Source organism: Ochrobactrum sp. Marseille-Q0166 (genome assembly GCF_014397025.1).
In the GTDB taxonomy this organism is placed as follows: Bacteria; Pseudomonadota; Alphaproteobacteria; order Rhizobiales; family Rhizobiaceae; genus Brucella.
The window spans coordinates 441,829-462,619 of sequence record NZ_JACJUO010000002.1; the positions used below are offsets into that span (position 1 = coordinate 441,829).

The following is a 20,791-nucleotide window of genomic DNA, read 5'->3' on the forward strand; positions in this document are numbered from 1 at the left end:
ATGAAGATCGCGATGGCCTGGACTGAAAGCGCTCGCCGACAGTATGAACGTCGCAATTCGCGTTATGCAAGTGTTTTAACCGATGCAGAATGGTCGATTATTAAACCACTCATGCCAGCGTCCAGACACCCTGGCTCCCCTCGAAAGACGAACCTGCGTGAAGTGGTGAGTGTGCTGCTATATATAGCGTCTTCGGGTGGTGCGTGGCGGCTTCTGCCAAGGGATTTCCCACCGTTTTCCACGGTACAGAAATACTTTTACCGATGGCGAGATGAAGGAACACTGAACGCAATCAACAACTCGCTTGTTATAGCAGCCCGTGAGCTGGCGGATAAGCAGCCCAACTCGTGAACTCGCGTAATTGATAGCCAGTCGGTGAAAACCACGGAAAGTGGCGAAATACGTGGCTTTGATGCGGGGGAAGAAAATCAACGGGCGCAAGCGTCATATTGTGGTTGATACACTGGGGTTGATGGTTGGTCTCGTGATCCATTCGGCGGGTATTCAGGACAGAGACGGCGCGCCGGATGTCTTGAAAACCATTCTCAAACGTTGGCCATGGTTGCGGCACATCTTTGCTGACGGCGGATATGCAGGGCCCAGGCTCAAAGGTAGGTTAGAAAAGGTCGGGAAGTTTACACTGGAAATCGTCAAGCGGTCCGATCACGCTGAAGGTTTCAAACTACTTCCGCCGCGATGGGTGGTCGAGCGCACTTGTGCATGGCTGGGACGGTGCCGCAGATTGGCTAAAGACTTCGAGAAAACAATCGCTTCCGCAGAAGCATGGATCTACATCGCAAACATTCGCCTACTTACAAGACGCATCGCAAGAGCCTGATATCCCTACATGCATTATGATTCAGGTTCTAAGTAGATTAGCACTCTCAGCTAAAGTCTACTCCCCACATACAGTAATGAGCAGTCAAGGAGACTGGGCAAATACAGTGCACATCGTCAAAAATGGCTGGGGCTGTATCTATCGTGACCTAACTGATGGTAATCGGCAAATACTGGATTTTCCCATGAAAGGAGACTTTTTGGGTTTTCGGACCGGCATTGGATTTAACTATTATACTCTGATCTCAGTTACCGAACTTGCAGTGTTTGAGATCTCAATTGATCATTTAACAGAAAGCCTTTTACAATCTCCCCGCCTTGCAATGACCTTCATGGAATTGATGGCTCGACAACGATCAATTCTTATTGAGCATCTCATAAGCATTGGTAGGAGAAATGCTCTGGTGCGCGTCGTACACCTTCTTCTGGAGCTAGGTCACCGTGCGCAAATGAATGGCACAGGTGACAGTAGAGGTTTTTACTGCCCACTCACACAAAGTGAACTCGCCGATGCGGAGGGACTAACACCTATCCACACAAACCGGATGCTAAGAGACCCCAGAGAGGAACAGCTCCTCACCTTCCGCAATAGTGAGGTCGAGTTTCTCAACCGCTCGGCACTCGTACATATCGCGAATTTTGATGAGAACTATCTAACAATGGAAATTTTTCCACGCATCCGTTTCAATCACTAGACGACAGCTTATAACAGACAGCAGTTGCCCTATCGCCATAAATTGCCTAGCTGTTAGACAAATTAAGTTGAAATGGGGGAGATGAGTACCGTGATTGACTGGCTGGCAGATTCGAGCCCGGTAAACAGGAAAAGTGCTGCGGAAATCGTCTTTGAGGATATTCGCACTGCTATCGCCAATGGACGACTGGCTGTCGGAACACGCCTGCCCTCGGAAGCCCAGCTCGCTGAAAAATACAGCGTCAGCCGCCCGATCGTGCGCGAGGCGCTGCGCTCGCTGCAAACGCTTGGCCTCACCAACACCCGCACCGGAAGCGGCACCTATGTCATTAAAACGGCTCCCGGCCCGGAACTGAGTTATGGCGGCTATTCAGCGCGCGATCTTATCGAGGCGCGGCCCTTCATCGAAGTGCCTGCAGCCGGATGGGCAGCAATCCGTCACACTGAAGATCAGATGACGAGGCTCATTGATCTTTGCGACCGCATGGACAAGCAGACGGACCCACATAAATGGGTGCTGCTCGACACCGAGTTTCACAGCATGATTGCTTCTGCCTCCGGCAATGCAATGTTTGCGAAAATTGTGGCTGATGCCCGCGTGGCCCTTTCGCGCCAGTCGGAACTCGTTAATCTGATGGCCGGCCGTCGTGAGGCTTCCAACATCGAGCATCGCCAGATCGCCGAGGCCATAAAGAGTGGCTCCGAAGAACAGGCGCGTCTGGCAATGCAGAGCCATCTCGGTCAGGTGAAGCTGGCCGTCACCACCATTATGACAAAGGAAAAAAGCGCATCAGACTGAATGTCCGATGCGCAATTTTAAAATATGCTCAGGCTTCAATTGCCAGATTGGCAAGATGCTCCGGCTTGAGCGCCTGCTGCAATTGTTCCACTGTCATGTGCCCCTGCGCAAGCACGACCTCCGGCACCGTTTGCCCCGTGGCCAGCGCTTCCTGCGCAACTTTGGTCGCCGCATAATAGCCGATCAACGGATTAAGCGCTGTCGCAAGACCGATGGATTCCTCAACACGCCGCGCCATGATCTCCGGATTGGCGGTTATGCCATCCACACAGCGTTCTGCGAGAATGCGGCAGGCAGCACCCAGATGGCTGATGCTCTCCGACAGTGAGCGCACGATGATCGGCTCAAATGCATTCAACTGCAACTGACCGCCTTCGGCAGCCATGGTGATCGTGATGTCACTGCCGATGACCGCAAAAGCCACCTGATTGACCATCTCCGGGATCACCGGATTGATCTTGCCCGGCATGATACTGGAACCTGCCTGAACAGGTGGCAGGTTGATTTCGCCGATACCGGCTCGCGGACCGGACGACAAAAGCCGCAGATCGTTGCAGATCTTGGAGAGCTTGACGGCAACGCGCTTCAACACGCCTGAAAGATGCACGAACGCGCCCGGGTCCTGCGTTGCTTCAATCAGATCGCTGGCAGTGACCAGCGGGCGCCCGGTCAGACGCGCAAGATGTTCACAGGCCAGCGCTGCATAGCCTTTCGGGGCGTTTAATCCTGTGCCGATTGCCGTGGCACCCAGATTGATTTCATGCAGAAGTTTCGCCGATTCAAGCAGCCGCAAGCGGTCTTCGCCAAGCATGACGGCAAAAGTGCCGAACTCCTGACCAAGCGTCATCGGTACCGCATCCTGAAGCTGCGTGCGCCCGACCTTCAGCATCTTGTCGAATTCACGCGCTTTACGTTCAAACGATACCTGAAGAACTTCCATGCAATCAGCCAGTTCATCAATGGCTTCTATCACCCCGACATTAATCGCGGTCGGATAGGCATCATTGGTCGACTGGCTGAGATTGACATGATCGTTGGGGTGCAAATGCGCGTAATCGCCCTTTTCATGCCCCAGCAATTCCAGCGCTCGATTGGCGATAACCTCGTTTGCATTCATGTTGGTGGATGTACCAGCACCGCCTTGAATGACATCGACCACAAATTGATCATGCAGCGCGCCGTCGCGGATTTCGCGGCAGGCGCTGACAATTGCATCGAGATGGGAGCGGTTCAACAGGCCAAGTTCATGATTGGCCAATGCTGCGGCTTCTTTGACGAAAGTCAGGCCGCGAACGAGATAGGGATAGCGTCCGATACTGACGCCTGTGATCTGAAAATTATCCACTGCACGCGCGGTATGGACTCCCCAGTAAGCATCTGCAGGCACCTCCTTTGCACCAAGCAGATCATGTTCAATGCGCGTTCCGACCACTTTGTCCTCCTGAATTCGAAACGTTAGAGCGCATTCAGAAAGCGGTTTCACCTTTACAAAATGCGCTTTAATATCTGTCAAGCTGTCAGACAGATTTTCTTTGGTTACTCCTCCTTGTGACAAGCGTCAACACAGTTGTGAACTTGACTCGTGTTTTCTGATATGCGTTAAAGCCGCAATTAAACCTGTCATGCAGCTTTACAGAAAATGCAATGGGAACGAATTGAAGCATGTTCGGAAACCTGCTCACCCTTGGGGTGTTAAGGTTTCTTTTCTCAACAATGCTTTCAATTGAAACAAAAGATGCATTGCCGGGCCATGCGCAAGCGCCATGTATCGTTTCAAAAATGCCGTTCTTCGTTGCGGGTAGCGCGTAAAGCTAAAGGCCTTTATTCAAAACTGAGCTCTCAGGGAGGAGCGATGACAACAGAATTTATCAAGGCCACACCGGCCGAACGCGAACTCTTCACTGAAGAAGACCGCGGCTATCACAAGGCGCTGAAGCCGCGTCAGATACAGATGATTGCCATTGGGGGAGCAATCGGAACGGGTCTGTTTCTTGGTGCTGGCGGACGTCTGGTGCAGGCTGGCCCGTCGCTTGTGTTCGTTTACGCCGTCTGTGGATTTTTCGCTTTTTTAGTGCTGCGCGCCCTTGGCGAGCTGATTATGCATCGTCCGAGCTCCGGCTCCTTCGTCTCCTATGCCCGTGAATTCTACGGGGAGAAAATGGCCTTTGCGGCTGGCTGGATGTACTGGCTCAACTGGGCCATGACATCGATTGCAGACGTGACTGCCGTCGCGCTCTACATGAATTTCTTCAAGCATTATGTGCCTTGGCTCGAAGGCATTGACCAGTGGATGTTTGCGATGACCGCGCTCATCCTGGTGCTGTCGATGAACCTGCTTTCGGTCAAGGTTTTCGGTGAACTGGAATTCTGGTTCAGCCTTGTCAAAGTGCTTTCTCTGGTAATCTTCCTTGCTGTCGGCATTTATTTCGTCGTGTCCGGCACACCGATTGATGGCCATCAGCCGGGTTTCCATCTCATTCGTGAAAGCGGCGGTTTCTTCCCGAACGGTATCCTGCCCGCCCTTGTCATCATACAAGGCGTGGTCTTTGCCTATGCTTCGATCGAGCTGATCGGCACCACGGCTGGTGAAACCGAAGACCCGCGCAAGATCATGCCTGGTGCGATCAAAACAGTCGTCTTCCGCCTGCTGGTCTTTTATGTCGGCTCGGTTTTGCTGCTCACCCTTCTGCTGCCGCATACGCTCTATTCGGCTGGCGAAAGCCCGTTCGTGACCTTCTTCAGCAAGATCGGTGTTGAGGGTGCGGATATTATCATGAACCTCGTCGTGCTGACAGCGGTGCTATCATCGCTGAATGCCGGTCTTTATTCGACCGGACGCATTCTGCACTCGATGGCTGTTTCGGGTTCTGCGCCTGCGGCACTTGCCAAGATGAACAAGAGCGGCGTCCCTTATGGCGGCATTGCTGTTACCGCAGTCGTCACGGCAATCGGCGTTGCGCTCAATGCGATTGTACCTGCCGCGGCCTTTGAAATTGCATTGAACCTAGCCTCGCTCGGCATCATCACCGCCTGGGGCGTGATCATCCTCTGCCAGCTCAAACTATGGTATCTCGCGCGCAAAGGCGAGATCGCCCGTCCGGATTTCCGCATGTTCGGCGCGCCATATACCGGCATCCTGACGCTGTTCTTCCTGTTCGGCGTTCTGGTTTTGATGGCAGCCGACTATCCGGTCGGCTCTTACACCATCGGTTCGCTCATTATCATTATACCCGCACTGATTATTGGCTGGTATGGTCTGCGTGAACGAATCTATCGTCTGGCGGCAGAGCGCGCGGCTGAAACGCAAAAAACAGCTAGTTGAGGGGCAGAGTGAATAATTCGCAATTCAAACCATTGGTGGCGGTGATCGCCACCGGTGGAACTATTGCAAGCAAGCGCGGGGAAGATGGCGCAGCCACGCCGACGCTCAATGGCGACGATCTGCTTGCAACGCTCGGGCATGTCGGGGCACATCTACGCCCCGTCGATCTGATGGCAAAGGATTCATCCGTCCTCACATTGATTGATATGCAGACCATCTCCGACGCGGTTGCAGCGCAGATGGCAAATCCTGAAATCGATGGCGTGGTCGTCCTGCATGGCACGGACGCCATGGAAGAAACGGCCCTGCTCGTTCATCTGCAACACCATCTTTCCAAGCCGGTGATTTTCACCGGCGCGCAGTTTACTGCCGATCATACCGATGCGGATGGTCCATCCAATCTGACGACCGCAATCAACCTCGCAACTGACCCGGCCAATGCCAAAAAAGGTGTCTTGATCGCCTTTGGTGGACGGATCGTGCCCGCATGGGGCGCATTCAAATTCAGCAGTGATCATGCCGATGCTTTTAGGGAAGTGCGCGATCTGGAAAGACCGGATGCAATCCGCCTGTCCGCATCGGTCAGTTCAACACGGGTCGATATTGTTGCCATTCATCCAGGTTGCGACGACCTGCATCTTCGGGCGAGTATCAAGGCTCAAAGCCACGGCATCGTGCTCGCAGCTCTTGGCTCTGGCAATGCCAATGCAACAATCGTTGAAGCCGTAAAAGAGTGTACGAGAAACAATATTCCGGTGGTGGTTTCAAGCCGCGTTCCAACGGGGGTATTGGTGCCAGGTTATGGCGGCGGGGGTGGCGGACATGATCTGGTTGCAGCCGGCGCCGTACATTCGCAGACTTTGCGTCCTGGTCAGGCGCGGATTCTTCTGGCAAGCCTGATTGCCAGCAAAAGCCCGAAAGAGACGATTATCCGGGCATTTGATGACCTGAACTTCTGATCAGATGGCCGGTCACTTATGTGCCCGGCCTCACTGCTTTTCTCATGATATCACAGGCCAACTGAATGCCGCTTTACAGCCCGTGCGTTCCGTCATAGCCGTTGATTTTTGGTGCGACCCAGCCTTCGGGCTTACCTGTAGGCTTATAGACTTCAACAACAAGCGGGTAGCAAGCAGCCGTGTCAGATGAATGCTCGGACGAGCAGTCGCCACCCGGACAGGCCGACATGCAGCCCAGCAGGTCGATCTCGGCGAAGAATTCAAGATAGTCGCCGGGGCGAACCGGGCTTGCCTTCATGAAATACTGGCCGGTGTCGCGCGTGAAGCCTGTGCACATGAAGACGTTGAGAACGTCATGAACAAAGGTGCCTGCTTCTTCCAGTGACTTGCCCGTCTGCCTCGCAAAAGCGCGCGTCAGATTGGAGTGGCAGCAATGATGATACTGGCCGCCATTGCTCAGCAGATTGTGAGTATACGGATCACAGCGTGTTCCGATAACGTCATGCACAGAGCCACCGAATTCATCGAATCCGTACCAGTCGAGTGTGTCATGCGTGATCGTTGCGATCGGGCGCAGATAGGGCATATTGGAGAAGAGCTGATCACCCAGGCCCACATGCGTTCCATTGAGCGCACGTGTTTTGCCGGTATAAAGTCGCTCGTTGAGATTGTTGGCATTGAACAGGTTGAGATCGCCCACCTGCGAACCTTCGCTGCAGAGGATACGGCAGAAATGCCCGGCAGGAACCTGCCAGCAAGCGGCATCCCGCGCAGGAACAACGATGCGTTCGACAAATTCCAGCTCATCGCGCAGCGCTCGATAGGCTGCAAGATCAGGGCGCGGCAATGTATCGACAGGATAGCAGATCACAGGTTTGATGGCCTTGCGAGCGGCTGCATCTTCCGGCGCAAGGGTAATGGGCTCGGGTTTCATCCCTGTTTTTCTCCTTAAAATCGTTATGGGTATGCCGCGCTATTGCGCCTGTGCTGAGAATTGCTTGTTGGGACGGGGCAGGTTCTGTGCGCGGGCTGCTTCCAGAACCACGCGTTCAGACTCCTGCAAATAAAGTTCAAGAGTGCGGCTCGCAGCGGCGCGATCACCGTCGCAAAGCAGACCGCAGATTTCCACATCGCGTGCCACCCACGGCTCCTGAAAACGACGGGCATCCGGCGCCATGGAGAAGGCCAGGCGCGCCTGTGCCGCCACCGTCGCAAAGACGTCGTTCAAGCGCGGGCTGCCGATGAAATTGACGATTTGCTGGTGAAATTCCAGTGAAGCCGTACCACATTGCTGCCAATCCCGGTTGAGAGCAGCGCGCTGTACGGCTTCAGCGCGTTCAACAAGTTCCGACATCGCTTCATGCGAGGCATAAGCGCTGCACGTAACGCCGCGCAGTTCCAACGTCATGCGGATGGCATAGATTTCACTGATCTCGGCAGCGTTCAGCGCGCGCACTGTGGCACCGTGATGCGCTCGGTGTTCAATCAGGCCCTCGGCGACCAGATCGCGCAATGCTTCACGCAATGTATTGCGCGATACATTCAGCGTCTCGGCCCAGACCACTTCACGCAGCGGTGTTCCGGGTGCAAGCTCACCACGCAGAATTTTGTCGCGCAACAGCCCAGCCGCAGTCTGCGTCAGCACTAAAGGGCGATCTGAAGGGCGATCTTGGTTGGTCACGACGGTCTCCTTGGCAATATAATTTGTTGAACAATATTTCCATGTCAAGGGAAAATGCGCCTCTCCCACAGTCCCATAAACAAAATCTGTATCAGATTCTCGGAAGCCGCGCCGCTTTCTTTGCCGTCAGTTAAACATCTCGGCAGTGCGGGTTTCGGTCTTGTCTGCACCGATCCTCCGAAAAAGCAGGCTATTACGGGTAAAAACGCAGACATTTGTCTGATGCGGCCTAAATTGGAAAATTTTATCTCCGATGTTGAACAAAAAAGAAAGAGCCGAAAATTGAACAACTTAGTCGTTATCCGACACGATATAACGGCTATTCTCAGGATATTTTCATGGGCTTCGCAACGCTATGGTGAAAATTTATGCAGTAATGGGGATTGCATTCTCATAATTGTTCAACAAAGATAAGAAAACGAATGAGAGGAACGTCCTATGAAAAAGCTTCTGGCCAGTACTTTAATCCTGATGGCGTCACTGACGGCAGCCAATGCCGAGACCCTGAAGATTGGTGTTGATCTGACCTACCCGCCCTATAACTATTTCGATGAAGCCAATCAGCCTGCAGGCTTTGACGTTGAATTGATGAAGCTGATCGGCAAGAAGACTGGCAGCGAAGTTTCTTTTCAGGATACCCGCTTTGAAAACCTGATCCTTGGTGTTTCCAGTGATCAGTTCAATGTCATCGCCTCCACGCTTTACGTAACACCGGCGCGCGCAAAGCAGATCGATTACATTCCCTATATGAAGACAGGCGTTTCCATCGCCGTTTCGGCAAACAGCGGTGCAAATTTCACCAAGCCGGAAGAACTGTGCGGTAAACGCGTTGGGTCGATCAAGGGTGCCGCATGGATTCCTGAACTCGAAAAGCTCAACAAGTCAGTTTGCGCCGGCAATCCAATCGACTCCCGCGAGTTTCCAACCTCGCCAGAGGCCACGCAGGCCGTGATGTCCGGCGGCGTTGACGCGCAGCTAGAAAACTCCGCTGTTCTGGCCGACGCGAGCGAAAAGCTTCGTGGTCGTCTGAAGGTGACTTCGACCGAGCAGCTTTATCCTGTGATCGTCGGCTTTGGCGTCAAAAAAGGCAATGAAGAGTTGGCTAACTTCTTGCGTGGTGCACTCACCAAGCTTGATGGAGATGCCGATTATGAAGCCTTGTTCAGCAAATATGGTGTTGCGAAATCGACGGAAGCCGAATTCAAGGCAGCTATTGCTGAATAGGCGCGTCAGGCAGGTGGACACCACACACCTGCCTGACCGGTTAAGACTGGAATTTATGGCGCCAGCTGCGTATCCCGAAAAGTGTGAAATGGTTTTCGGAATGCCTGTTGCAACAATCAGTTGGAGCGCCGCGCGTCCACCTGGATGCTATACATTTGGGAAATCCGGCCCATGAATTTTGACTGGAACTATCTCTTTAGCCTGGCGCTTTATCCTGACTTCTGGCGTGCCACGGCACTCGTCGCGTGGCTGGGTGTGCTGACCTGGGTCGTCGGTACCGTGCTCGGCTTTTTGCTGGCGCTTGCAAGACAGTCGAACCTGCGCATCGTGCGCTGGTCTGCAAAGACCTATATCTGGTTGTTCCGCAGCTTGCCTTTGCTGGTATTGCTGATTTTCGTTTACAACATGCCGCAGTTCATACCGGCGCTCGGTCCAGTCCTGTCAGTGCCATTCTGGGCCGGTCTGATTGCGCTGGTCATTTCGGAAACGGCCTATCTCGCGGAAATTCATCGTGCAGGTCTCATTTCGGTTGATCAGGGGCAGCACGAGGCGGCTCATGCACTCGGTGTTCGCCCGGTGGGCAAATATCGTCATATCATTCTGCCGCAAGCTGTGCGCGTTGCATTGCCATCGCTGGGCAATGAATTCATCACCATCGTCAAGCTGACCTCGCTGGTATCGGTGATTTCGCTTGCGGAGATATTGCTGGTCGGCCAGCGGCTTTACACCCGCAATTTCATGGTCATTGAAACGCTGGTCGCAGTGTCGTTCTACTATGTGCTGGTTGTTTCGATTTTCAGCTTCTTCCTGTCCCGTCTTGAAGGTCGTCTCGATATTACCCGTATGACCGGGGCTGAAATTGCTGTGCCTGCCACAACGCAAGCGCCAGCCCAGACCACCAATGAACGCCGTATAGGCAAAAACGTTGTCGTGGCTCTTGAGCACGTCTTTAAGAATTTCGGCGGCAAACATGCACTCGCAGACGTCTCACTGAAGGTTAGCAAAGGCGAGGTCGTCAGCATCATCGGACCGTCGGGCTCTGGCAAGACGACCTTGATCCGTACGATCAATGCACTTCAGGACATCGACAAGGGACGTATCCTGCTTGATGGCGGTGAGTGGATTACAGCGGATGAGAAGGGCTATCGGGTTGTGTCCGATTTCCATGATCGCGTTACGCGGCTTGGAATGGTGTTCCAGTCATTCAACCTGTTCCCGCATATGACCGTTTTGCAGAACGTGACTTTTGGTCCGCGTTATCACGGCAATCGCAACAAGGAAGCCTTGCGCAATGCTGCGATGAACCATCTGGCGCGCGTTGGAATGGCGGCCCATGCCAACAAATATCCGCATCAGCTTTCCGGCGGACAGAAGCAGCGCGTGGCAATTGCGCGTGCGCTGGCTATGGACCCGGAAATCATGCTGTTCGATGAGCCGACTTCGGCGCTCGATCCCGAACTGGTGGGTGAAGTGTTGCAGGTCATTGAAAGCCTCGCACGCGATGGCATGACGATGATTATTGTGACCCATGAAATGCGCTTTGTCAGTCGTGTCAGCGACCGTGTCGTGATGATGGAAAATGGCCATGTCGCAGTCAACATGACGGCAGACGAACTCAAACAGGCCCCAGCTGACAGCCGAATCCAGAAGTTCATGCTGCAATGCTAAAGAGCACTCCGAAAGCGGTTAGGCTGTCTTCCCATTTGATAATTACAAAAAAGACCGGCGGATTTCATAATCCGCCGGTCTTTTTGTTTCATGCAAGAGGGCATTGCTGCCCCTTCATCATTCGATGGTTGCAAGTTCCTGACCAAGCCCAACGCTCTTGCCCGGCTGCGCATGGAGGCTGATCTTGCCGGCCTTGGGAGCAACGATGCGTGTCTCCATCTTCATGGCTTCCATGATGGCAACGACTTCGCCTTCTGCAACTGTCGCACCATCTTCAACCAGCCATTGCTGGAAGGTGCCGGGAATAGGCGCGGTCACGGCACCTTCCGCCGCCTGCTCACTGTTTGAAGTCGATTGCTGAGGTGCGCTGACGCCTGAGAAGAGGGCGGTGGGCAGGCCGATAGTGTGGCGCTTGCCATCGATCTCGATAAAACTGCGCAGCAAACCACCATCGACCGGGTCAATCCTTGCCGATGGTTCAACACCACGAAACTCGGTTTCGATCCAGTTGGTGAAAACCTTGAAGCCGTCTTCGCCGGTAAAGTCTTTTTCTTCAACAACCGCGCGATGGAAGGGAAGCACAGAAGCCACGCCTTCGATTTTAAACTCGGCTAATGCGCGACGCGCACGGATCAGCGCTTCCTCACGTGTGGAGCCCGTCACGATGAGCTTTGCCATCATAGAATCGTAAAGACCGGGAATTTCCGATCCGCTTTCCACACCTGTATCAAGGCGCACACCCGGACCCGAAGGGGCGCGGAAACGTGTGATCAGGCCCGGTGTTGGCAGGAAGCCACGGCCCGGATCCTCCGCATTGATGCGGAATTCAAAGGCATGGCCCCGGGGCGCCGGGGTGTCGGTGACAGACAGTTCCTTGCCGTCTGCGATACGAAGCTGTTCGATGACGATATCGATGCCGGTCGTTTCTTCGGTGATCGGATGCTCGACCTGAAGGCGTGTGTTGACCTCGAGAAACGAGATCGTGCCGTTCTGCGACAACAGAAACTCGACGGTTCCTGCACCGGTATAGCCCGCTGCTGCGCAGATTGCGCGTGCGGATTCATGAATCCGTTCGCGCTGCTCCTGCGTGATAAAAGGTGCTGGTGCTTCTTCAACGAGCTTCTGGTTGCGGCGTTGCAGCGAACAATCGCGTGTTCCAAGAACAACGGTGTTGCCGTGTGTGTCGGCGATGACCTGTGCCTCGATATGGCGTGGCTTTTCAAGAAATTGCTCGGCATAGCATTCGCCACGTCCGAAGGCTTCTACCGCCTCGCGAACGGCGGAATCGAATAACTCGCCTACTTCTTCCAGACGATGCGCCACCTTCATGCCGCGACCGCCACCGCCAAATGCGGCCTTTATGGCCAGTGGAAGTCCAGCTTCACGCGCAAAGGCAACGGCTTCGGCGGCTGATGCCAACGGGCCGTCCGAACCCTTGACGAGTGGTGCGCCAACTTTTTCAGCGATGCGCCGTGCTTCAACCTTGTCACCCAGCGACGTGATAACCTCTGGTGATGGGCCAACCCAGATGAAACCCGCATCGATCACCGCTTTGGCAAATTCGGCACGTTCCGACAGAAACCCGTAGCCCGGATGCACGGCATCCGCGCCTGCACGCTTTGCAATGTCGAGTATCTTTGCAATATTGAGATAGGTATCTGCCGGACGACCTGTGCCGAGGCCATAGGCTTCATCGGCAAATTCGGCATGCAGCGAATTCGCGTCGGTGTCGGAATAGATCGCGACAGATGCAACACCATAATCGCGTGTTGCGCGGATGATGCGAATGGCGATTTCACCACGATTGGCAATAAGCAGTTTTTTCATCAGCGTATGACTTCTGAGGTTTCGAAAGCCGAAATTGGATTGAAGCGGATGCGGGCACCGATCGGTATCTGCCCTGCGAGGTCGAGATGATGATGTGCAACCACACCGATCACCGGATAACCGCCGGTTAGAGGATGGTCAGCGAGAAACAGAACCGGTTGTCCACTTGCTGGCACCTGGATAGCGCCAAGGGCGGTACCCTCCGACGGCAGCTCATCGTTGATGGCGCGTTCAATTGCATTTGCGCCTTCAAGACGCATCCCGACGCGGCTTGATTGAGGCGTCACATTCCACTCCTGTGATGTGAGTGTTTCAAGACCCTGTCGGGTAAACCAGTCGGTGCGGGGACCGAGCACAACATCGAGTGTAACGACTTCACTGGCGCGCGGCAGGCGGCGCTGTGCGTTTGTATGTGATGAAACCGCCAGTGCGGGCCGGTTTGCAGGCACAAGAATATCGCCTTCAACAACGGGTGAGGGTCCAATCTTGGCGAGCGTGTCGCGTGCGGCGGATCCCAGAACAGGCTCGACGTCAAAACCACCGCGCAGCGCAAGATAGCTCAACATACCTTCTGGCGGGATGCCCAACGACAGTTCATCGTCTGCATCCAGCGCGATTGGTTGCGCAAAGCCCGCGGTGACGGTTTGGCCTTCGCGCGTACGAATGGTCAGCGGACAGGGTGCGCCGGTCACGGCGATGGTGACGGGACGATCAACCTTGAGTGCAAAGCCGCCAAAGGAGATTTCAATTGTCGCGACATGAGCAGGGTTACCAACACAACGATTGGCCTCTCGCATGGCGATGCGATCAAGCGCGCCGGATTCTGAAACACCCTGACTGGCAAGCCCCGGACGCCCCATATCCTGATAAAGTGCGGGGCGATCAGCCCGGGTTACAAGCAGGCCATCGGCGGACTGAGGCGTTGCTGCTGCCACCGATGGCTTCGATACGGCGACAGTTCCGCCTTTGGCCATGTCGCGAAACCGCACACGATCACCGGGCGCGAGCAATGCCGCACGTTCGCGCCTCGTGTCCCACATGGCAAGCGGTGTGGTGCCGAGCAATTGCCAGCCGCCGGGGCTGTCAGACGGATAAATGCCGCCGAATTTGCCTGCCAGTGCTACCGATCCAGCCGGAATTCTAACACGCGGGCTTTTGCGGCGCGGTACATCGAAGCCGGGATCGTCACAGGTCATATAGGCAAAGCCGGGCGCAAAGCCGGTAAAGGCAACCGTATAGGTCGCCTCCGTGTGGCGCTCGATGACCTCGTTGATTGTGCAGCCAAGCATGGCTGCGACATCACCGAGATCTTCACCATCATAAGCGACGGGTATTTCAAACAAATCGCCGCTGCGGGAGCTACGCACTGAGAGATCAAGCGCTGCAATCTGGCTTGCAAGTTTGGCACGATCTGTCAGCCAGCGGTCAAAGCGCACCATGATCGTGCGTGCGCCGGGAATGACTTCGCACACGCCCACAAGCTCTGCTGCAAGCATTGCATCAAGCAGCGTGAGCGTTATGGAAAGATCATCAAGTTCGATGAGAAAACTGTCGCTGCCTGAAGGCAGAAAACGCAAGCGTTCACTCATGATGCAACATTAACAAAAGGCTTGAGTTCGACGCCGCGTGCTTTCAGCCGTTCGCGCAATGCGGAGGCGATTGCAACGGCGGTTGGATTGTCACCGTGAACGCAGATCGACTGTGCATCAAGCACGATATCGGTTCCATCAATAGCAGTTACCCGCTGTTCATTGACCATCCGCAGCATCCGTTCCACGATTACTTCAGGATCGTGGATGACAGAACCTTCAAGGCGGCGATTAACGAGACTGCCATCCAGATTATAGGCGCGGTCGGCAAAGGCTTCCCAAACGACCGTCAGTCCTGCTTTTCTGGCCTGTTCGACGATTGGTGCACCGGCCAGCGCCATCAGTACGAGCGAAGGGTCAATTGCCTTGATCCCGGCAATCACATCGGCAGCCTGCCGCGCATCATGGGCAATTGTGTTGTAAAGTGCGCCATGCGGCTTTACATAATTCACCTTCGTCCCTGCGGCTTGCGCAAGCCCCTGCAATGCACCGATCTGGTAGATTGTATCGGCGACAAGTTCACTGCTTGAAGGGTCCATGTTGCGACGACCAAAGCCGACGAGATCGCGATAGCCGATATGCGCCCCCACACTGACACCGCGTCGGGCCGCTTCACGCAGGACGCTAAGAATTCCGGCTGGATCACCCGCATGAAAGCCACAGGCAATATTGGCGCTGGTCACAATGGCCAGCATTGCTGTGTCGTCTCCCATGGGCCATGGGCCGAAGCCTTCTCCGAGATCGCTGTTGAGATCGATAGCTGCCATGTCTTACCCCTGTTGAACAGAAATACATTACGGGATATTGTTGAATAAACTATTATCAATTGTTCAACAATACAAATTCGCATATAGCTGGAAATTGATAGGGAAGAGCCTGATGGCGTTCCGCAAACTGTTCTGATTTGACAAGGTTTGAAGGATTATCATGACACGCGAAATCTTGTCCCCTGCAGATGACCAGACATTGGCGACCCTGACCGCCGCCAAAATTCGCGAGATGTTGATTACTGGAGAGCTGTCGCCGGGCACCAAGCTTTCCGAACAGCAGATTGCAGCGCGGTTTGGCATATCGCGCAACACGCTTCGCGAAGTTTTTCGCCTTCTGACCAGCCAGAACCTGCTGACTTATATTCCCAATCGCGGCGTGTTTGTTGCAACGCCGGATGAAGCCACGGTCGTTGATATTTATCGCGTGCGGCGTGTCCTTCAGAAGGGAGCTGTTCAGGTCGCTATTCCCGGACACCCTGCATTGATACGTATGAGAGCACTGCTCGCGCAAACGGCATCGGCGCGCGAAACTGGCAATTGGCGACAAGTCGGAACAATTAATATGGAGTTTCACCGCGCAATGGTGGAGCTTTGCGACAGTCCGAGATTAAGCGCGTGCTTTGATCTGGTTTTGGCTGAATTGCGGCTTGTCTTCGTGCAACTGGAAGATATGGCGCATCTTCACGAGCCTTACATCGCACAGAATGCGGAGCTTCTCGTTTCTCTTGAAACGGGAAATATCGAGACTGCGGCCCAGCAACTCGATTCTTATCTCTTACGATCTGAACGCTCTGTGCTGGCTGCATTGCAGCGCAGGAAATTTATTTAAAACTGGATCATAAGATCAGAAATCTACTGTAACTTCAAACAGATATTCTCGGAACAACAATCATTATAATTATAAAAATATTGCCGACCTATACAGAGACAGGTCGGCTTTTGGAAATTCTGTCATTTAAAATGATAATTGCTTTTTAATATTTACAGTATGTATTTGCATCCACATATGTGAAATCACCAACGAAGCTTGAAACCCGCATTGCCTTTCAACAAGTAGTTGCTCGAGGCGTCTTCAAGAGCGGCACTCACCGAACCTTGCCCATAAATCGCATATTTTTCATCTGCCCAACTAACATCGATGCCGGACCCGATCTCCATCCAGTTAGACTGATTTTCATTTTTAATTTTAGTTCCCGAAACGCGGATATTTCTACTTGCCTCAAATTCTCTATAAAAATTCGTTATGAGGTAAGCTGTCGAACGAGCATTGCGGCCATCTGTAGTCTGCCATTTGCTGTTATACTCTACGCTTAAACCAATCCGGCCAAGGAAACTGGAATCTCTTTCCAAATCTACCTTAGAGCCCCAAACGTCTGTAAACGCTCCTGAATCAAGTAAAGCGCCTTCCGCGCCTTGTCTCAAAGCACCCTCACTTATCGTAGTGTCACCACTATAGTCACTAGCCCCCGATAAAATTAACGCGGCTGTTCCTCTTTTTACGAAGCTACCTTCACCAGTTACATTTCCAGAGAAATTAGCGTCATTTGAAAGATTCACGCTTAATTTTCCGGCTCCCAAATTTAGATTACCGCTGCCAGACAATCCATGAATGTCTACAGAGTGACTTGAAATATTCAGAAAACTATCAGAGGCAATATTTAGATTTCCAGAGCCAAAAACTGTGCCGTCATTACCCGCTGTAACCGTGCCACTTGAAACATTCAAATCTCCCGAAAAACTATTTTCTCCCGACAAAATGAGATTTCCGCTACCTTTTTGAGCCACATCGCCTTCGCCAGAAATCGCTCCTTCAAATACAATGTCATCGCTACCGTTGAACGCGAGTTGTGCGGCCTGATCGACATTCACGTTACCCTGAATACTACCGCTGGAGCCACCAGCGCCAATCTGTAGAGTGCCACCCTTCACGTCAGTATTACCAGAATAGGTATTCTCACCCGTAAGAACCAAGGTACCTGAGAAGGTTTTTGCATGCCGTCTGTTCGAGCGAGCACAGTGAATATAGTCGCGACCTTGGCAGCGTCGGTATCGTGAACACTGCTCACACGAATGATAGGCTTTTCACCCAGTGTAGCAATATCACTCTCAAGCATCAGAGCATCTACTGCTGCAAATGACGCTATCTCATAGTCAATCACTAGAAATTGCATAGCTGTGGCACGCACTCCACCAGCCGAATTATCGACCTCAACTCTGCCAGCAGTACCACCAAAAAATGGCAAAATGATCGTCAGACTATTCTCCATGAAAGACTAACTCAGGATCCTGGGTCCAGTTATCATGGTTTTGTTGCAAACTGTTCATCAAAATGGGTGGGCTTATATTATTTTGGCTTTTAATCAGCCGATTATTTTAGATGTTTAAAGGCCGCCATTTTGATAAATCCGTCATCCTTCTGTGTGTTCGATGGTACCTTGCTTACAATCTGAGCCTTCGCAATCTGAAGGAAATGATGGCGGAACGTGGCATCGATCTCGATCATTCTACCGTCCATCGTTGGGTTATCTGCTTTAACCCAAAAACTGCTTGAACGTTTCAATGAGAAGAAGCGTCAGGTCACACGCAAATGGAACCTTGATAAGATTTACATCAAGGTCAAAGGCGAGAGGCTGCACCTGTATTGTGCCATCGATAGCAATGGCGATACGGTTGAGTTCTATCTCAGCAAGAAACGTGATTTGAGCGCTGCTAAACGTTTTATACGCAAGGCACTGGCCCGCCACGGCAGGCCAGTGCGCATTACCATTGATGGAAGCGAGACCAACAGACTAGCTATTTTGCAATGCAATGCAGAGAGCCGACTCAGACAGGATGGTAAACTTATTGCCATTCGCTCCAGCAAATATATGAACAACAGCATTGAGCAGGATCATCGTCGCATCAAACGACGCACACGCTCCTTGCTTGGCTTCAAGTCACAAACCGCAGCGGGCATAACGCTCGCCGGTATAGAACTCATTCACATGATGCGCAAACAACAAGGCGTCTTTTCAGCGGCAAATGAACGCTCAATCAAAAAACAGTTCGAGGCACACGCTGCATAACTACGTCCAGAGATAGGCCGTGCTCCGTTCAGATTGAATTTTTGCAACAGAGCCGACCCGGACCATCGGTATCGTTCGAGTGATGTAAAAACTCTGAGTCGGCTCGAATTCAGGCCCACAAACCTTCTAAGGTCGTCCGTGGACTTTGCTTTCACTTTTAGGATCGTCGCAAGCACCTCCTCATCGACGCATATGACGAGTCTATCATGCCCGTCAGATCGTGCGTTTGAGTTCGCCTCCCCGGCCTTTTTTTGGGCTACCGCTTTGTCGACAAGGCTTCTATCGTCAAGCTGCACCAGAAGTCCCGCTCCCTGCGGCGGTTCCCGTCAGGAAATCGAACATTTCAGAAAGCTGCCCTTCAAGCATAGCATGACCCGGATGAACGGTCAGTCCGCGTGCACGCGCGTGCTGTAAAAGCGCAGTATATTCAGGCTGCATGATCACCTCGGCCACTACCGCGCCCGGATCGACATCCTCGACCGCAAGTGGCAAAGGATCATCGGGTTTCAGACCCAGTGAGGTGGCATTGATGACCAGATCATGCCCGGACACATCGCCGCCAACGAAAACTTCAATCTCCGGATGATGGGTTTTAAGCCGTGCGGCCAAGGTGGCGAGCTTGGCGACCGACCGGTTGACCAGCGTCAGACGGCGCGCGCGCCTGGCCGCGACCGCCATGGCAATGGCACTGGCAGCTCCTCCTGCACCAACCAAATAGACAGCGCGGCCAGCAATTTGATGTCCGGCTTTTGCAAGCCCGGCAACAAACCCAGCGCCGTCCAGCAGATCTCCGGTCAGGGTGCCGTCAACCTCGCGCCGGATGGCATTCACCGCACCCGCAACCTGCGCCCGGGCCGTCAGACGGTCGCAAAGCGTTGCGATCTCGACCTTATGGGGCACGGTCACGACAAGACCGCCGAAGTTTTCAACCCCGCGCAGGCCCGCCACAAAACCTGCCAGCCCAATTGGCGCGACATCGCAGGCGACCATGACAGCATCCACGCATTTTTCGGCGAAAACCGCATTCATGGCCTGCGGTGTGCGCACATGCTGCGCCGGATGGGCGACAATGGCGAAAAGTCTGGTCTTGCCCGAAATCATCATAGCAACAGCGACATCGGATTTTCGATGCCCTCCTTGAAGGCGGCCAGCACCTGCGCGCCCAATGCCCCGTCGACCGAGCGGTGATCGACGGACAGCGTCACACTCATCACATCGGCCAAAACGATCAGGTCGCCGCGCCCAACGGGGCGGCGTTCGCTCGCCCCTACCGCCAGGATGCAGCTTTGCGGGGGGTTGATGATCGCCGAAAAGCTTTTCACCCCATACATGCCAAGATTGGACACCGAGAAGCCACCCCCCTGATATTCCTCGGGCTTCAGCTTGCCATCGCGGGCGCGGGCCGCGAGGGCCTTCATCTCGGATGACAGTGCGCCAAGGCTCATTCGGTCGGCCCTGCGCAGAATCGGTGTCAGCAATCCGCCTTCGGTTGCGACGGCGACTGAAATATCGACCTCGGCCAATTGTAGAATCTCGTCTCCATTCCAGACAACATTGGCCGCAGGCACTTTGCGCAGGGCCAGAGCAGAAGCCTTAATGACGAAATCGTTGACCGAGATTTTTGCGGCCTTGTCGCGCCCGTCATTGATCTGCGCGCGCAGAGATAGCAGGGCATCCAGCTCGCAATCGACTGACAGATAGAAATGCGGCACGGTCTGCTTGGCCTCGACCAACCTGCGCGCAATCACCCGACGCATATTCGACAGTGGCTTGACCTCGTAGACACCGATGCCCACTGGAATCGGGGGAGAGCTCATGTTCGCGCCTGCCGCCGGCGAAGGGATGGCTTCGGGGGTGATAGTTGGTGCACGAGCTGCCGCAATCAGGCGTTCGATGTCGATCTTGACGATCCGCCCCTTCGGGCCACTGCCTGCCACGCCATCAAGGCTAAGGCCCGCCGAAGCCGCCATCCGCCGCGCGATGGGCGAAGCCGAATGTTTGCGCTCGCCCGCCATAGTATCTTCGTGAGGGATCGCCTGTACAGTGGCAGCCGGAGTTGGTTCCGCGCCGGTTGCGGCCGCAACCTCCACCGCGGGCAGAGCTTCGCCTTCGGCCAGCAGAACTGCGATCACCTGTCCGACATCGGCGCGCTTGCCGTCTTCCACCCGCAACTGGCCGACGATGCCATCGGCCTCGGCCTCCAGCTCCATCGTGGCCTTGTCGGTTTCCACCTCGGCCAGCAGCTGCCCCCTAGTCACGCTGTCACCGGGTTTGACCAGCCATTTCGCAATAACCGCATCTTCCATGCCTGCAGACAGCGACGGCAGAATGATTTCGATAGCCATTTCCCAATCCT

17 protein-coding genes and 2 pseudogenes are annotated in these 20,791 nt (G+C 53.9%); 9 read left to right on the forward strand and 10 right to left on the reverse strand.

The annotated features are described in order from the left end of the window. Positions 1 to 12: 12 nt before the first annotated feature. The 3 genes and pseudogenes from H5024_RS13125 to H5024_RS13135 all read left to right on the forward strand — a co-directional run bounded on the left by H5024_RS13125 (position 13) and on the right by H5024_RS13135 (position 2,330). Positions 13 to 838: pseudogene (locus H5024_RS13125) on the forward strand (IS5 family transposase). Positions 839 to 875: 37 nt separating this feature from the next. Beyond that, positions 876 to 1,532 (forward strand): annotated as a pseudogene (locus H5024_RS13130) (Crp/Fnr family transcriptional regulator); the annotation flags it as partial. An 81-nt stretch (positions 1,533 to 1,613) separates the two neighbouring features. After that, a complete protein-coding gene (locus H5024_RS13135) occupies positions 1,614 to 2,330 on the forward strand; it encodes a FadR/GntR family transcriptional regulator (protein ID WP_187547531.1) in 717 nt (238 codons plus the stop codon). A 28-nt stretch (positions 2,331 to 2,358) separates the two neighbouring features. Here the strand turns inward: H5024_RS13135 and H5024_RS13140 are convergent, their stop codons facing one another. Then, positions 2,359 to 3,762, reverse strand: coding sequence for an aspartate ammonia-lyase (locus H5024_RS13140; protein ID WP_348770696.1), 1,404 nt, complete (start codon positions 3,760 to 3,762; stop codon positions 2,359 to 2,361). 420 nt (positions 3,763 to 4,182) lie between these two features. On the opposite strand from H5024_RS13140, the gene H5024_RS13145 reads away from it, so the two are divergent. Beyond that, entirely contained in the window at positions 4,183 to 5,652 is a 1,470-nt protein-coding gene (locus tag H5024_RS13145; RefSeq protein ID WP_187547540.1) for an amino acid permease, read from the forward strand. An 8-nt stretch (positions 5,653 to 5,660) separates the two neighbouring features. Next, positions 5,661 to 6,611: an asparaginase gene (locus H5024_RS13150; protein ID WP_187547542.1), complete on the forward strand. Its 951-nt coding sequence runs from the start codon at positions 5,661 to 5,663 to the stop codon at positions 6,609 to 6,611. 73 nt (positions 6,612 to 6,684) lie between these two features. Here the strand turns inward: H5024_RS13150 and H5024_RS13155 are convergent, their stop codons facing one another. Both H5024_RS13155 and H5024_RS13160 read right to left on the reverse strand, forming a co-directional pair. Continuing rightward, positions 6,685 to 7,545 (reverse strand): DUF1989 domain-containing protein, encoded by an 861-nt coding sequence (locus H5024_RS13155; protein WP_187547545.1) that lies wholly within the window; start codon positions 7,543 to 7,545, stop codon positions 6,685 to 6,687. A 39-nt stretch (positions 7,546 to 7,584) separates the two neighbouring features. Beyond that, entirely contained in the window at positions 7,585 to 8,292 is a 708-nt protein-coding gene (locus H5024_RS13160) for a GntR family transcriptional regulator (protein ID WP_210309698.1), read from the reverse strand. A gap of 438 nt (positions 8,293 to 8,730) precedes the next feature. Between H5024_RS13160 and H5024_RS13165 the strand changes: the two genes are divergently transcribed. After that, entirely contained in the window at positions 8,731 to 9,516 is a 786-nt protein-coding gene (locus H5024_RS13165) for an ABC transporter substrate-binding protein (protein ID WP_187547546.1), read from the forward strand. 171 nt (positions 9,517 to 9,687) lie between these two features. Next, positions 9,688 to 11,184, forward strand: a complete 1,497-nt coding sequence (locus H5024_RS13170) for an amino acid ABC transporter permease/ATP-binding protein (RefSeq protein WP_187547548.1) — start codon at positions 9,688 to 9,690, stop codon at positions 11,182 to 11,184. Positions 11,185 to 11,301: 117 nt separating this feature from the next. On the opposite strand, the gene H5024_RS13175 is transcribed toward H5024_RS13170, so the two are convergent. From H5024_RS13175 to H5024_RS13185, 3 genes are read right to left on the reverse strand one after another with little or no spacing between them, the layout of a single operon-like run. Further along, positions 11,302 to 13,011 carry a biotin carboxylase N-terminal domain-containing protein gene (locus H5024_RS13175; protein WP_187547550.1) on the reverse strand — a complete coding sequence of 570 codons (1,710 nt, stop codon included), beginning with the start codon at positions 13,009 to 13,011 and terminating at the stop codon, positions 11,302 to 11,304. Continuing rightward, positions 13,011 to 14,600 (reverse strand): urea amidolyase family protein, encoded by a 1,590-nt coding sequence (locus tag H5024_RS13180; protein ID WP_187547551.1) that lies wholly within the window; start codon positions 14,598 to 14,600, stop codon positions 13,011 to 13,013. The genes H5024_RS13175 and H5024_RS13180 overlap by 1 nt, the downstream gene beginning before the upstream one ends. Continuing rightward, positions 14,597 to 15,367: a 5-oxoprolinase subunit PxpA gene (locus H5024_RS13185; protein WP_187547552.1), complete on the reverse strand. Its 771-nt coding sequence runs from the start codon at positions 15,365 to 15,367 to the stop codon at positions 14,597 to 14,599. The genes H5024_RS13180 and H5024_RS13185 overlap by 4 nt, the downstream gene beginning before the upstream one ends. Before the next feature lie 160 nt (positions 15,368 to 15,527). Here H5024_RS13185 and H5024_RS13190 point away from each other — a divergent pair, with 160 nt between their 5' ends. Continuing rightward, entirely contained in the window at positions 15,528 to 16,199 is a 672-nt protein-coding gene (locus H5024_RS13190) for a GntR family transcriptional regulator (RefSeq protein ID WP_187547553.1), read from the forward strand. A 185-nt stretch (positions 16,200 to 16,384) separates the two neighbouring features. Here the strand turns inward: H5024_RS13190 and H5024_RS13195 are convergent, their stop codons facing one another. Both H5024_RS13195 and H5024_RS13200 read right to left on the reverse strand, forming a co-directional pair. After that, on the reverse strand, positions 16,385 to 17,299 hold the full coding sequence (locus H5024_RS13195) for an autotransporter-associated beta strand repeat-containing protein (protein ID WP_348770697.1): 915 nt from the start codon (positions 17,297 to 17,299) through the stop codon (positions 16,385 to 16,387). Then, the gene (locus tag H5024_RS13200; protein ID WP_187547556.1) at positions 17,296 to 17,637 is read right to left on the reverse strand and encodes a hypothetical protein; all 342 of its coding nucleotides are present in this window, start codon (positions 17,635 to 17,637) and stop codon (positions 17,296 to 17,298) included. The genes H5024_RS13195 and H5024_RS13200 overlap by 4 nt, the downstream gene beginning before the upstream one ends. A 110-nt stretch (positions 17,638 to 17,747) precedes the next feature. On the opposite strand from H5024_RS13200, the gene H5024_RS13205 reads away from it, so the two are divergent. Beyond that, positions 17,748 to 18,435, forward strand: a protein-coding gene (locus H5024_RS13205) for an IS6 family transposase (RefSeq protein ID WP_187547558.1) whose coding sequence is annotated in 2 segments (ribosomal slippage) — positions 17,748 to 17,909 and positions 17,911 to 18,435 — 687 coding nt in all. Because the reading frame shifts where the segments join, the coding sequence is not laid out codon by codon here. A gap of 285 nt (positions 18,436 to 18,720) precedes the next feature. Here H5024_RS13205 and H5024_RS13210 read toward each other — a convergent pair. Beyond that, a complete protein-coding gene (locus tag H5024_RS13210; protein ID WP_187547560.1) occupies positions 18,721 to 19,539 on the reverse strand; it encodes a shikimate dehydrogenase in 819 nt (272 codons plus the stop codon). Beyond that, the gene (locus tag H5024_RS13215; protein WP_187547562.1) at positions 19,536 to 20,780 is read right to left on the reverse strand and encodes a dihydrolipoamide acetyltransferase family protein; all 1,245 of its coding nucleotides are present in this window, start codon (positions 20,778 to 20,780) and stop codon (positions 19,536 to 19,538) included. The genes H5024_RS13210 and H5024_RS13215 overlap by 4 nt, the downstream gene beginning before the upstream one ends. Positions 20,781 to 20,791: the final 11 nt, after the last annotated feature.